The sequence below is a fragment of the Pseudomaricurvus hydrocarbonicus genome (assembly GCF_011602365.1).
Taxonomy (GTDB): Bacteria; Pseudomonadota; Gammaproteobacteria; order Pseudomonadales; family Cellvibrionaceae; genus Pseudomaricurvus; species Pseudomaricurvus hydrocarbonicus.
The window spans coordinates 1-13,182 of record NZ_JAAONZ010000024.1 but is presented as its reverse complement, the minus strand read 5'-3'; the positions used below and the strand labels follow the sequence as shown (position 1 = coordinate 13,182).

The following is a 13,182-nucleotide window of genomic DNA, read 5'->3' as shown; positions in this document are numbered from 1 at the left end:
GGGCCGTTTTGGCCCTAACGGTGATGACAGCCGCGCTGCCCTGTTTGCTATCAACCCTGCTTGGGTCCGACCCACACCTGCTGCACATTGACGAACGCCAATATGCCGTGGGGGCCGAGCTCGCGGCCAATGCCAGAATTCTTGATGCCACCACTGGGCAAACGCGGGTCGGTTTTGACAATGCCATTAATCGCCACCTGACCGGTTTCCAGCCGTTTTGCCATCGCTTCTGCGTTGCTGCTGCCGGTCCACACCGACGCCGCCAGACCGTAACGGGTATCGTTGGCGATGGCCAGCGCATGTTCGGCATTGTCCGCCTTTACCACCACCGCCACGGGTCCAAAGGTTTCTTCCTGACAAGCGGCCATGTCGTTGGTGACATCCACTAACAGGGTGGGCGGGTAATAATAGCCGGCGCCGGTGTCCGGCAGGCCTCCCACCAGACAGCGCGCCCCTGCCTCAAGGGTAGCCTCTACTTGTCGGGCGAGGTTATCGCGCAGGTCGGCGCGAGCCAATGGGCCGATATCCGTCGCCTCATCCCGCGGGTTACCCAGGGTTAGGGCTTCGATACGCACTTTCAGTCGTTCAATAAAGGCCTCGTAGACCGGCGCTTCGACGATCAAGCGTTTGGCCGCAATGCACGACTGCCCCGCATTGATCATGCGCGACAACACCAGCACATCCGCCGCCTGATCCAGGTCGGCATCGGCCAGCACGATACTGGGGTCTGATCCCCCCAGTTCCAGCACACAGGGCTTTAAAGATGCCCCCGCCAGGCCGGCCACCACACCGCCCGCCTTACCGGAACCGGTAAACGACACACCCCGCACCCGGAAATCCTGAATCACCCCGGCAATCTGTTCATTGGCCAAGGGCAGATTCTGCAACAGCCCTGACGGCACACCGGCTTTGACAAACACCTCGGCAATGGCCGCGGCACAGGCAGGCACGTGCGGATCGTGTTTTAACAGACAGGTATTCCCCGCCATCAGCGCTGGTGCGCAAAAACGAAAGGCCAGCCAGAAAGGCGCATTCCAGGGCAGGATGCCGAGCAGCGGCCCCACCGGCAGATGCTGCACATAACTGTGGTGGGCGTCCGACGCCAGCGTCTGGGAGCTCAGGTATTGCGCCGCATGCTCGGCATAATGCTGCGCACACCAGACCGCTTTATCCACTTCGGCCCGGGCTTCTTTGATCGGCTTGCCCATTTCATCGGTCATTAACAGCGCCAGCCGCTCTCTGTCGGCTTGCATGACCTCGGCCACCGCAAACAAAGCATCGGCACGCTCCTGGAACGAAACCGTTTTCCAATACTCGTAGGCGCTTACCGCGTTCTGCAGACTTTGCTCGATTTGCGCCTCGACCAACGTGGGGTAAGCGTGCAGTTGCTCACCCGTTGCCGGATTGATGACTGTTAACATAACGCGTCCTCTTATTGTTGACCTGTGGACTGTGCTGATACACAACCGATTCTGGCGCTGGCCAGTAGCCAGTAGCCAGAGGCTAGAAACTAGTAGCTAGTAGCTAGTAGCGAGAAACTAGAAACTAGCAGTGTGTTTTCCTGTCGCTTGCAGCGTGTTATTTACCGGCCAGCTTCTCTTTCGAGTCAGCCGCGGCACTTTTGTTCTGCGTCGATGAAGTTGATTTGCCGGCGGCGGGTTCAACCAACACAGGCTTGGAGCTCGCTTTGGAATTAGAGCCTGCGGCCACTCTGGAAGCGGTGTCGGGTTTGACCACAAAGTCCTGCGGAACGTCGTCATCAAAAAAAGAAGCGCAGCCATTGTCGGTGAGATAAATGGTATCCGAGATACCGCAGGTTTTATCGCCATCCACCCCCCACATCCACGGAATGAAGTGAAACGTCATGCCCTTTTCCAGAATGGTCGAATCGCCCTGTTTAAGGCTGACGATATAACCTTCATCCCAACTGGGCGGAAACGCAATGCCAATGGAATAACCCGAGCGGGTGATCAACTTGCCGCCCACATCGTTTTCCGTCACCGCCGTGCGCACCAGAATATCCACATCCGACACCGTCATACCCGGACGCACATGGTCATAGACCTGGCGCAGCGCATACTTCATGGTCTCCTGGGCCTTGTACATGGAATCGGACAGTGAGCCGCACACCACGGTGCGCATCATGGCGGTGTGATAGCGGCGAAAACAGCCCCCCACTTCCAGGAACACATGTTCATTGGGTTGCACGGTTCGGCCTTCCCAGGTGGCGTGACCAATCATGGTGCGCGGCCCCGAAGTCACATAGGGCATGACTGCCGGTGGCTCGCCCCCCGCGCTGAACATGGCCTGACTGATGGCGCCGCCAATTTCATTCTCCGTCACCCCCGGTTGCACGGCGTCAATGCCGGCTTTCATGCCCGCGACCGTGGCCTGCGCTGCGCGCCGCATGATATCCAATTCAACATCCGATTTGGTGCGGCGCCCTTCCTCTACAATCCCGAAGCAATCCATTAAGCGGCCGTCCGTAAACGACGTGTTGAGCACATCCTGATGGTAGGCCGGGAAAAAATAACTGTTGCGTTCATAGCCCAGAATTTTTGTCGACAACCCAAATTCACGCAGCGACTCCACCAACATCTGAATCGAATCGCCAGTGTCCGAATAAGGCCGGGTATGTTCCAGCCAGGTGCGGGCGTGCACGTTCGACTCTTCCAGTTGTCGGGTAATCATGAAGGGTGGAGCGTCAATCGGCACCACCAGCGCCTGAAAGAACGAATAGCCCGTGGTTTGATAATCCGTCAGGTACATCAGGTTTTCCGGGTCGGTAATAATCACCGCATCCAGTAACCGTTTCTCCATACGTCGGCGCAAGTCTCCGAGACGCCGCTCGTATTCGGAAAAGGGAAAAGTCATATCATCGCGCTGTCTCATCATTTACTCCATGCAGTAGGCTACGGCGGCAGCCAAGAGAGATAAGCCTTCATCAAGTTCTTCATCTGAAATGGTCAGCGGCGGCAACAGTTTCACCACCCGGCCTCCGGTGCCGCAAGGCCCCACCAGCAAACCGGTTTCAAAACAGCGGTTGGCAATGGCTTTCGCCAACGCCCCGTCCACAACATCCAGCGCCTGAATCATGCCCACGCCGCGCACGTCAAAACCGGCATCCGGGTAAGAGTGCTGAATCTCCTGCAAGCGTGCGTGAATGAGTTCACCGCGTCTTTGGGTCTGGCTCATGAGCTCGTCGTCATCAAAATAGCGCAGTGCTTCCCGACCTGCGACAAACGATAAATCCTGTCCGCGAAACGTCCCCGTGTGTTCACCCGGGCTCCAGTGAACATCGTGCTCCGGCTTATTGAGGTTCATCGCCATGGGAGTACCAAAACCACCAATGCCCTTGGCCAAACAAATAATATCCGGTTCGATCCCCAGGCCCTCAAAACTGAAATACTTGCCGGTGCGGCCACAGCCCACCTGGATTTCATCCAGAATCAGCAGAGCCCCCACATCTTTGGCCAACTGCTGCAATTCCTGCAGCCATTCCTGGCTGGCAATGTTGACGCCGCCCTCGGCCTGAATCGCCTCCACTAAAAAGGCTGCGGGCGCTTCCAGCCCACCGGACGTATTTTTTAAAAGCTGGCGCAACGCTTTCAGGTTTTCGATTCCACCACCAGGATTATTTTCAAACGGTTCGTGACGGGCAAATTGCAACGGGATGCCCGACGCGTTGCGAAAATATTCATTGGCCGTACAGGCCAGCGCCCCCAGAGTCATGCCGTGAAATCCCTGTGAGAACGCAATCACTTGTTGACGTTTAGTCACACGACGCGCCAGTTTCAGTGCGGCCTCGACGGCGTTGGTTCCGGTTGGCCCCATGAACTGCATTTTGTAATTCATGTTTCTGGGTTTGAGAATGGTGTCGGCAAACGCACTGATAAATTCACGTTTGGCGGTGGTATACATGTCCAGACTGTGGACCACCCCATCCTTCTGTAAATAATCGATGATGGCGGCTTTCATCTTCGGGTTGTTGTGTCCGAAATTTAAAACGCCGGCACCGGCGAAAAAATCCAGATAGGATTTTCCCTGCTCATCCACTTGTCGAGCATTCGTCGCCGTGCTGAAGACGGTAGGATAGGCTCGGCAATAACCGCGGATATCGGATTCCCATTGTTCAAAGATCTCCATAGGGGATACTCCTGATGTCGAATGATCGAATTGTTTCCGCCGTGCGTTAACGGGCGGCTGTGGTGGCCCCTGTCAGACAATCAACACCGTGCTGAGACAGGAACTCATATTTTAAAACGGACTGCACATGAACAGTTTCTCTGTAGCAGCCGATAAAGCGACAGCACCTTAATCAGGTGTCGTTGAGACAATAGCTTTTTTGACAACAACTTTTTGACAATTACTTTTGATAAGTACTATTTGGCAATTTTTTTGAAAACCACTCGCTAACCGCCGCGCATTGACAGCGATACAACGGGTGATCAATGAGTGGTGCAGTTGAGACTGCGACCAACGCGTTTCGGCGCATGAACATCACTACCGTCCTCTGAAGGTAGGGGATATCTGCAAGCTTCGCAAGTGCTTTCCGGGTTTACCGGTGTAATCCGATGTTCACCGTCAACCAGCAACACAAAAATTTTATTCGGTTTTGAAAAAATCCGTTCTCATGCAGAGACGAACTAAAAAGCGCCTCGATATCGCAGATTGCGTGAATATTTTAGCGTCACAGGGCACCGACCTGCCTACCAGCCTTCATGCAGCAGACACCTGTCTGTTGCCATCACTGAGCAGATTCTCAATGCGGCATTATGTGCCTGCATATTTTGTGCCGGGAACAAAATAACGTTTTGTCGCGCCCCAGCGACCCGTCTATTTTGCAGCCGGCATGTCGAACCGCTTTATTCTCGGGCATTGCATTATTCTGCGACATTGCATTTCAAAACAAAGAAAGCGCTCTTGAACGGCCAAGCCATGCACGCACCTGGACTATAACCCGTGACCTTGACGCTCACTCTTTACAGCTCAAGTTTTAGCTTTCAAGCTTTGCGTTTGAACGCTTAAATTAAGCTTCCAGCGTTAAGTTTCCACTTACGTTTCCACGACGGGCAATCCCGCCAGGCGGGAATAGATGCGCACCACCGGCGCCAACAGCGCATCGTTGAACTGATAGTGCGGGCTGTGGCAGGGAAACTGATATTGCTCTTCGCCCCCCATGCCTATCAACGCAAAGGCGCCGGGAATTTCATTCAGGTAATAACTGAAATCTTCTGAAGCCATAATGGGTGTCGGCAATTGGGTCATGCACCAGTCTTCCCCAAATTCTGTCGCCAGTGCCTGGCGATAGTCCTCGGCAGGCCCGGCATGATTGACCGTCGCCTCATAGCGCGGCTCTGACATGACCTTGACCGAGACACCGTAACTGTTGGCCGTATCTTGCGAAATTTGCGCAATCAATTCATTCAACTGGCTGCGCAACAATGGGTCACTTAAGCGAATACTGCCCGATAGGGACGCTTTTTCCGGTGTGACGGTGGGTGCTGCATCCGCTCTTATGGAACTGACACTGACAACGGCCGCCGACTGAGGCGGCAAGCGGCGACTGACGATTTGTTGCAGGTTCAGGGTGATGGCCGCCGCCGCCAGCACCGGGTCATGGCACAGCTCAGGCTGACTCGCATGCCCGCCCTTACCGGTCACCTCGATCTGGAAAATACCATTGCCCGACATCACCGCGCCGTCCGGACAAACCGCCTTACCCAACGGTATCGCCGGCCAATTGTGCCAGCCGAAGATTTCATCAATGCCGGTCAGGGCACCGTCCTCAATCATCCGCCAGGCACCGTGTCCACCTTCTTCCGCAGGCTGAAACAGCAGAGAGACCGGTCCCGGCAACTGCGACTCATGTTGTTTTAACCACGCCGCCGCGGCCCACAGCGCTGCCGTATGACCATCGTGACCGCAGGCGTGCATACAACCCGCGTGTTGTGATTGATACTGCACCGCGGTTAATTCAACAATCGGCAGGGCATCGATATCCGCGCGCAAGGCAATGTGCTTGCCTTTGGCCGAAGCCGCCAGAGTGGCCACCGTGCCATGGTCTGCGCACACACGCCAGGGAATGCCCAATTTAGTCAACGCTTGACGGACACGCGCGGCTGTTTGCTCTTCCTGCCAGGACAACTCCGGGTGCCGGTGCAGCTCGTGTCGAAATTCCACCGCGTTGGCGATGATCGTTTGCCAATTATGCACATTGCCTCCCACTGCTGTGACTCGGACATTCCCTGAGGCCGGGATTGCTCTCCGCTCGGGGTACCCCGTGGAAAAACACCTAGCTTCCAATGCTGCTTAAAGCGTCAGGGAACACCACAAACATAGCTGCTCTGACGCCCGGATACAAACCCGGTAACCGCGAGCCACCGCAACAACGGCAAAACCGTGTCACAGTCACCGTTACATGATTTCGCGGATTCTACGAGCTTCCCGCACCCGCTCTTGTTCTTTCGTTGAATTGGCAGAGGGTGTCGTTGAATTGGCAGAGGGTGTGGTTGAATGGGTTCTGGGTGTGGTTGTTTGGGGGGTGTTAGTAGCTGATTGGGGGGTGCTAGTAGTTGAGTGGGTGGCTGTCGCGGCATTGGTCTTGGCTGCAGTTGAAGTCGTTGCATTGGCCCTGGGTGTTGCCGAGGGGGGAGCCAAGTCACCGCTCTGGGCGGCAGGCTGCAACAGACTCTGCTGACAAGCGTCATACACCGCCTGCGATTCTACCCAGCATTCGGCCGGGCTGGTGCGGGAAAGGGTTTCATCCTCACGCTGCTTGACCAAACACTGCTGCAGGTAATTCACGGCGGTGCGTTCACAGAGAACGGCTGAAGGCTCTGATGACGCCACCGCGACCCGGGTGCAGCTGGCCGCGATCATCATCGCCAGCCCCACCCGGATCGCCCGATCCCTGTTCGCTCTGTAAAGCACTGTGTTCAACCTGCGATAGCCTTCGTCAACAATAAGCCGGTCGGCGCCAAACCGAAGCCCCGGCTTAGCCGTTGAGCGGCGGTCCAAATTCACCATTATGTACCTCAGCCGTGTAGAGTATAGACACGATGTTGACAGGGCGGGGGCGGCTCACTTTCCGGGTCGACGCGGTGCCTGTCATAAACACCTCGCGGGCTTGGGATTTCTCGCAGGCTGTTGGCTTTCACGCAGGCTGGGGGTTGGGCACTGGCTGGGGGTTGGGCACAAGCTGAAGTATGGTGAATCCAGCTTCACGGATCGCGGGCTACTCCAGCGATAGGCCACAAAAGGGACAATAGTTCACCTTGATGGACGACAGGTTCAGCAATTCACCCACTGTCTCCGCTTCACCAGATTCAACGTCGCCCTCGTTCGCCAACCACAAACTGAACAGCTCCCAGTGCGTCTGAGCCTCACCCTCAATGGCGATCACACGATAGACTTTTAAATGGTCCGGAATTTCATTGCGCTCACACGTATGCTCTCGCCCCAGTATCGTGCCACTCTCTTCTTCCAGCTGTTCTTTATTCATAACCACCTAATTTTTTAGAGGATAAAACTAAAAATTTATGCCCGCTTCGCCCCCGGGTATTTGTCGGGTGCGGGCTCATCATGCTCGTGACGCTCATCAACCCGCTCGCCCTGGGTAACAGAGTCTCCTGCCGTCACCTGCGACTTGCCCGGCGAAGTCTTGACGCTATTATGGACCAAAGCGTGAGACTTTAACGCAAAGTCAACAATGCATAACAACACCACCGGAATCAGAAATCCGGTAATTAACGCAAAGTCCTGGCGCAGTGATGTTAACAGATAATCCCCCACAGAGGTGACCGTCTCGTCCGGCCACAGCGCGATCACGACCGGAGTCAATGAAAAAAACAGCGTCGGCACGATAAACCACATACTGCTGTGAGCGCTGTCTTTCGCTCGGTACGCACAGTAACCATAAACCAACACCATGGCGATCACGCCAACGATGGAAAAGACATTCATCACCACCGATAAAATTTGGGAGATGATTAACACCAGAATGGTGAAGGTGACTAATTTTCGGATGGTCGAGATTTTCATAACGCCCCGCTCTTTAAGGTTATCCACTGTGGGTTATCGACTGATGAGGATTTCCCGCTGGTGCATCCATGGATGCGAAGCTGACGATGCCATCGGCATGCCGGCTTATTTTCGTTAAAGTGATTACACGGGTTAGCGAACATTTCGCTCAATGTTCAGGTCCGCGATACACATGCGACAAGCGCCAGACTCTGTTCACTATAGCCGACATCCTTAAACGCACATCGTCGCTCCGCCAAAGCCAAAGCCCCACATTCAAGTCGAAACAGCTAGCCGAAGGGCCGCTCTGCAAGGCCTCGGTTCACGATTCATTCTCATCAAAAACCTGAACCGGCGCCCGATCTGGGGTATCCAGATCGATGTCCACGGTGATGGGACGACAACACACCTGACAGTCTTCAATATAGCGCTGTTGGGGCACGGAGCGATCAATGATCAGTTCAATCGGTTCACCGCAATAAGGGCATTGCATGGTTCGGGTTTCTATCAGATCCACAATCGGTCCTCCCAATAACGTCACGTTTCGGCGCCAGGCGTCCTCATCATGGCCAACCGCAAAAACACCCAGGCGCGAGTCACTCCAATGCCTGTCTTCTGATTCATTAATTCTTCATAAGCGCCGGTCGTTTTTGAAATTTATCCCGCTGGCCGCGAATTTTTTCTCTATCCTTATTTTTAGCCCATGATGATGTTTTGTGCTCACGCTGTTGCTTATGCACCACGATTTTTTGTTTACCCCATGATGCTGTAATTATCTCATGCTGTGGTGCTTATCGATGATGTCGATGATGTCGTGTACGTCTCATGATGTTACTGCCATGACTTTTGTCATCGAAGGGATCAGTCCGTGACGAGCCTCAACGTAGATGGAATCGACTTTCTCTGCCTGTCTATTTTGGTGTTGTGGACGGGCCGGATCATCAATCACCGGGTGTCTTTTTTGGAGCGCAACAGCATTCCAAATGCGGTCACCGGCGGCATATTATTCAGCATCGCGGTAGCGTGCCTGGAATCCTACAAACACATCGATGTCACGTTCGACATGCAGCTGAGAAACCTGTTGCTGCTGGTTTTCTTCAGCACCATTGGCCTCACCGCCAGCTTTCACCGCCTGGCCGCCGGCGGCAAACCCCTGGCTCTGCTGGTGCTACTGGCAGGAGGAATACTGGTTGTGCAGGATGTTGCCGGCGTTTCGATTGCGAAGCTACTGGGCCATCACCCGGGCTACGGGCTGATGGCCGGCAGCGTCTCCTTCGCCGGCGGTCACGGCACCGCCATTGCCTGGGGAGCTGAAGCGGCCAAAGCCGGTCTGCTACAAGCGCAAACCGTCGGCATCGCTTTTGCCACCTTTGGACTCATCAGCGGCGGTCTTGTCGGCGGTCCACTGGGGCGCTACCTCATCGAGCGCAACAAGCTCTCCTGCACCAACCAGGACGATACTTTGCACCAGGCGCCGAAACGAGCCCAGGTCGTCCCCCTGGCTGACGACACTCTGTTTCACTCTCAGCGCACCCTGCTCTATCTCGCCCTGTGCGTGGCTCTGGGAGACCTCGTCAACCGCTATCTGTTTGCCAATCACGTGCTGCTGCCGGGTTTTTTGACCGCCATGCTGGTGGGTATTGTGCTAACCAACGGCCTGGATTTACTCTCTCGACCGCTGTCGCGCGAACCCATTGAGCAGGCCGGCAATGTCAGCCTGGGCATTTTTCTCGCCATGAGCCTGATGAGCATGGACTTACTGCCCCTCTTTAAAATCGGTCCGGTGTTGTTGCTGGTGCTGGTGGTCCAGACCGTACTGACTCTGGCTTATTGTCTGTTCGTGATCTTTCCCCTCATGGGGCGCAATTATGATGCCGCTGTAATTTGCTCCGGCTTTGCCGGCTTAGGGATGGGGGCGACACCGGTGGCCATCGCCAATATGGACGCGGTCACCCAACACTACGGGCCTTCCGCGAAGGCTTTTCTGATCGTGCCACTGGTCGGCGCGTTTTTTATCGACTTGATGAACGCCATCGTGATCAAGTTTTTTATCGGGGCCCTGGCCTATTTGCCCTGAGTCAACCCTCTGATTCAGCCCTCTGATTCAAAGCCCTCATGCAGAGCTTCAGCCATGCAGAGCTTCAGCCATGCAGAGCCGCAGCGGCTCGTGCTTGGGCTCGTGTTTGGGCTTACTGATACGTCTGGCCGCGGTACTTCAACCAGCCCCCCACATGACGGCCAGCAGGGTCGTGATGGGTCCAGTGGATAACACCGCCCTTGGCATTCCACTCGTACTCCCCATAAAACGCCACCACCTCACCTGCGGTTAAATGCTCTATCCGTGGTGCCAGATCAATGTTATGGGCAATCAGTACCGTGAGCTCCGGAGTCAGCCGGACAATGAATCGTTGGTGACGACTGCCTTTGAGATCATCACGCAAAACCTTGATCACCACACCGGAGCCCTGCACCTGAACATCGTGGGCCTGACGCTCAAAAGCCGCAACGATGTGCCTGTTTTCTTCAACATCTGGCGTATGAACGACGTCCGGACGATCCACAAGTACAGGACCCGGCAGGTCTGAGGCCTGCCCGGGGTGCGTAAACACCTTTGGATTGTCGACATAGAAAAGGCACAGCGCCAGTGCGATAACACCAGCCGCCGCCCATTTTTTCAGATCACGCATCTCTTCGTCCGTTCATCTGGTCGTCCGTCCATGTGGTCCTCAGGTCATGGGTTCAATGCCGCTGGCCTCATCCGCGGAGGGTAACGGTGACCCGCCGCAGACCACGCCGCTTAGTGCAGCTTGAAGCGGGGGCGAATGAAGTGATTGATTTTATCCGCCAGCGCCACCACCGCGGTACGGGTCCAGCCGTAAATAGCCACCTGATGCATGCGATAAAGGGACACATAAGCCATCCGTGCCACCTTGCCTTCCAGACTCAAACCGCCGCGGGCCAGACCGCCCATCAAACGGCCAAAGGCGGTGTACTGGCTCAGGGAGACCAGCGACCCCAAATCTTTGTACTGAAACTCTTGCAGCGTTTTTTCCCTGAGCAACAGGCACAAATTGCGCCCCACCGACGAGGCCATCTGATGCGCGGACTGGGCCCGAGGCGGCACCCACTTTTGCTGACCGTCCGGACCCGTGATCGGGCAACCGGCACAATCACCCAGCACGAAAATGCTGGGATCGCCTTTGGCTTGCAAGGTGGGTTCAACCACAATTTGGTTGGCGCGGTTGGTTTCCAGCCCGTCGATGTGGGTCAGGAATTCTGGCGCTTTGACGCCCGCCGCCCACACCATAAGATCGGTGGGAATCTCTTCCCCCTCTTTGGTCACCAGACTGCGTGGGCGCGCCGAGACAATGGCGGTATTGACGCGCACATTGACACCCAGCTTGACCAGTTCTTCGTGGGCACCCGATGAAATGCGATCATTGAGGGCCGGCAATAAACGCGGTCCGGCTTCGATCAGCGACACTTCCAGATGCTCCGGTGTAATTTCTCGCAAGCCGTAAGACGTGAACCACTCCTGGGCCTTGTACAACTCAGCGGACAGTTCCACCCCCGTTGCCCCGGCGCCGATAATCGCCACCCGCAACTTGCGATCAGACTGACCGTCGGCGAGATCGCGATTGAGGCGGATAAAACGGTCCACCAAACGCTGGTGGAAGCGGCGCGCCTGCGCCGGACTGTCCAAAAACGTACAGTGCTGAGCCACGCCCTCGACCCCAAAATCATTGGAGACACTGCCAATGGCCAGCACCAGATAATCGTACGACTCTTCGCGCTGCGGCAGAATTTCTTCGCCTTCTTCATCGACAAACGCGTCGAGCAACACCACCTTGCGCGCACGATCGACGCCGCCCAGCGTGCCCAGTTTGAACTCAAAATGATTTTTATAGGCGTGCGCCCGGTAACCGACTGCATCGATATCCGCATCCAGAGAGCCCGACGCCACTTCGTGCAGCAGGGGTTTCCAGATGTGAGTCTGATTGCGGTCAATCAAGACGATGTCCGCTTTGCCTTTTTTGCCTAAGTTGTGTCCCAGTGTGGTTGCCAGCTCCAGACCGCCAGCGCCGCCTCCTACAATAACAATTTTCATGAAAGTACCCTGATTTAAGAAATATACCGCTACCCCCTGACATCGAGCAGTAAACAACCACTCACCAACGGCAGGCACCGGTATATTTCCTCAGGCGTCAAGATATACCTCTGCCAGAGACTTTTCAATGAATAAGGCCATGCAGCCATAGCCCGAAAGAGGTAGAGGCGTAACCCGAATTTTGTGAATTCCTGTCGGCACCATACGAACACCGAACGACATAAATAATTCACGCGACAGCGGATCCAGCGGGTAGCCAATCTTCAAGAGTCTGCCAAAATACGAAGAACATTCACGCCGCAACTTTACAGGTATTACTCTGGTGAGCACGATTAAGGCTCAGGTATTTACCCGCGAGGTTTACCCAGCCCTCAAACCGCTGTTATTCGGGGCCAAAGTAAATGTTGGGACGTGTTTTTTTATGCAAGTGCCCGTTTATGAAAGAGCCTGAACAGGTCTTTTCCTAGAAACTAGAAACTAGAAACTAGGATTTTTTCACCGCCCTCCCCAAGCAACTATTTCGCAAACTTGATCATCAGTGCCGTCGCCACACCCCACACCCAGTTAAAGAAAAGCACAAACACTGGCGTCAGCAAACCCAACTCCAGGCCGGCAATGCCGTAACGGGTTTGCAGCGGGTAGATAAAAAACAACTGCACGATGGAGGGAAACAAGCTCAAGATGGCGCCCTTGAGCAACAGCTGCGATTGCAGCATGGGCAAGATAAACAACAAGCCCCAAAGTCCACCCAGAACAATGCGAGGATAGAGCCCGGCCAACGATAAAGAAGGTGCCATGGACACACCCAACGAGGCGGGAATCCCCCATTGGCCAAACTGCCAAGTGACCAGACTGTACACCAGACCGCCGAAACAGCCGGCGGCAAAAAAGATTAACAGTTTTTTCATACTCTTCCCCCAAAAAATGCCAATCTAGGGCCTGTTCACACTAATTTTGGTAAAATTTGCGCCTATGGAAATTACAAACGCGCAATTCAAAATCATCGAACACCTGCTGCCCGTGCAGAGGGGTAACGTCAAAATACCGAATAT

The 13,182-nt window shown here is 55.0% G+C and carries 12 protein-coding genes; 1 reads left to right on the top strand and 11 read right to left on the bottom strand.

The features are described 5' to 3' along the window. Positions 1-50: 50 nt before the first annotated feature. From G8770_RS21220 to G8770_RS21185, 8 genes are all read right to left on the bottom strand, one after another. Positions 51-1,421, bottom strand: a complete 1,371-nt coding sequence (locus tag G8770_RS21220; RefSeq protein ID WP_167191731.1) for an NAD-dependent succinate-semialdehyde dehydrogenase — start codon at positions 1,419-1,421, stop codon at positions 51-53. A gap of 157 nt (positions 1,422-1,578) precedes the next feature. Then, positions 1,579-2,892 (bottom strand): ectoine hydrolase, encoded by a 1,314-nt coding sequence (gene doeA / locus G8770_RS21215; protein WP_167191729.1) that lies wholly within the window; start codon positions 2,890-2,892, stop codon positions 1,579-1,581. Between the two features lie 3 nt (positions 2,893-2,895). After that, positions 2,896-4,146 carry a diaminobutyrate--2-oxoglutarate transaminase gene (gene ectB / locus G8770_RS21210; RefSeq protein WP_167191727.1) on the bottom strand — a complete coding sequence of 417 codons (1,251 nt, stop codon included), beginning with the start codon at positions 4,144-4,146 and terminating at the stop codon, positions 2,896-2,898. A gap of 909 nt (positions 4,147-5,055) precedes the next feature. Then, positions 5,056-6,216, bottom strand: coding sequence for a N(2)-acetyl-L-2,4-diaminobutanoate deacetylase DoeB2 (doeB2, locus tag G8770_RS21205; protein ID WP_341771185.1), 1,161 nt, complete (start codon positions 6,214-6,216; stop codon positions 5,056-5,058). Positions 6,217-6,417: 201 nt separating this feature from the next. Next, on the bottom strand, positions 6,418-7,029 hold the full coding sequence (locus G8770_RS21200; protein ID WP_167191723.1) for a hypothetical protein: 612 nt from the start codon (positions 7,027-7,029) through the stop codon (positions 6,418-6,420). A gap of 208 nt (positions 7,030-7,237) precedes the next feature. Beyond that, complete coding sequence (locus G8770_RS21195) at positions 7,238-7,504, bottom strand: hypothetical protein (protein WP_167191721.1); 267 nt, start codon at positions 7,502-7,504, stop codon at positions 7,238-7,240. A gap of 35 nt (positions 7,505-7,539) precedes the next feature. Next, positions 7,540-8,043 (bottom strand): hypothetical protein, encoded by a 504-nt coding sequence (locus G8770_RS21190; RefSeq protein WP_167191719.1) that lies wholly within the window; start codon positions 8,041-8,043, stop codon positions 7,540-7,542. A 301-nt stretch (positions 8,044-8,344) separates the two neighbouring features. Beyond that, positions 8,345-8,539 carry a CPXCG motif-containing cysteine-rich protein gene (locus G8770_RS21185; RefSeq protein ID WP_425050925.1) on the bottom strand — a complete coding sequence of 65 codons (195 nt, stop codon included), beginning with the start codon at positions 8,537-8,539 and terminating at the stop codon, positions 8,345-8,347. A 351-nt stretch (positions 8,540-8,890) separates the two neighbouring features. Between G8770_RS21185 and gltS the strand changes: the two genes are divergently transcribed. Further along, a complete protein-coding gene (gene gltS / locus G8770_RS21180) occupies positions 8,891-10,099 on the top strand; it encodes a sodium/glutamate symporter (RefSeq protein ID WP_167191716.1) in 1,209 nt (402 codons plus the stop codon). A gap of 112 nt (positions 10,100-10,211) precedes the next feature. Here gltS and G8770_RS21175 read toward each other — a convergent pair whose 3' ends face one another. From G8770_RS21175 to G8770_RS21165, 3 genes are all read right to left on the bottom strand, one after another. After that, a complete protein-coding gene (locus tag G8770_RS21175; protein ID WP_167191715.1) occupies positions 10,212-10,709 on the bottom strand; it encodes a DUF3465 domain-containing protein in 498 nt (165 codons plus the stop codon). A gap of 110 nt (positions 10,710-10,819) precedes the next feature. After that, complete coding sequence (locus G8770_RS21170; protein WP_167191713.1) at positions 10,820-12,130, bottom strand: NAD(P)/FAD-dependent oxidoreductase; 1,311 nt, start codon at positions 12,128-12,130, stop codon at positions 10,820-10,822. Positions 12,131-12,645: 515 nt separating this feature from the next. Next, positions 12,646-13,038, bottom strand: coding sequence for a hypothetical protein (locus G8770_RS21165; RefSeq protein WP_167191711.1), 393 nt, complete (start codon positions 13,036-13,038; stop codon positions 12,646-12,648). Positions 13,039-13,182: the final 144 nt, after the last annotated feature.

Coding starts and splice junctions, on each gene's coding strand:
- ectB (WP_167191727.1), bottom strand. CDS start 4,146: ATGGAGATCTTTGAACAATGGGAATCCGATATCCGCGGTTATTGCCGA.
- G8770_RS21170 (WP_167191713.1), bottom strand. CDS start 12,130: ATGAAAATTGTTATTGTAGGAGGCGGCGCTGGCGGTCTGGAGCTGGCA.
- G8770_RS21175 (WP_167191715.1), bottom strand. CDS start 10,709: ATGCGTGATCTGAAAAAATGGGCGGCGGCTGGTGTTATCGCACTGGCG.
- doeA (WP_167191729.1), bottom strand. CDS start 2,892: ATGAGACAGCGCGATGATATGACTTTTCCCTTTTCCGAATACGAGCGG.
- G8770_RS21190 (WP_167191719.1), bottom strand. CDS start 8,043: ATGAAAATCTCGACCATCCGAAAATTAGTCACCTTCACCATTCTGGTG.
- G8770_RS21165 (WP_167191711.1), bottom strand. CDS start 13,038: ATGAAAAAACTGTTAATCTTTTTTGCCGCCGGCTGTTTCGGCGGTCTG.
- G8770_RS21220 (WP_167191731.1), bottom strand. CDS start 1,421: ATGTTAACAGTCATCAATCCGGCAACGGGTGAGCAACTGCACGCTTAC.
- G8770_RS21200 (WP_167191723.1), bottom strand. CDS start 7,029: ATGGTGAATTTGGACCGCCGCTCAACGGCTAAGCCGGGGCTTCGGTTT.
- G8770_RS21195 (WP_167191721.1), bottom strand. CDS start 7,504: ATGAATAAAGAACAGCTGGAAGAAGAGAGTGGCACGATACTGGGGCGA.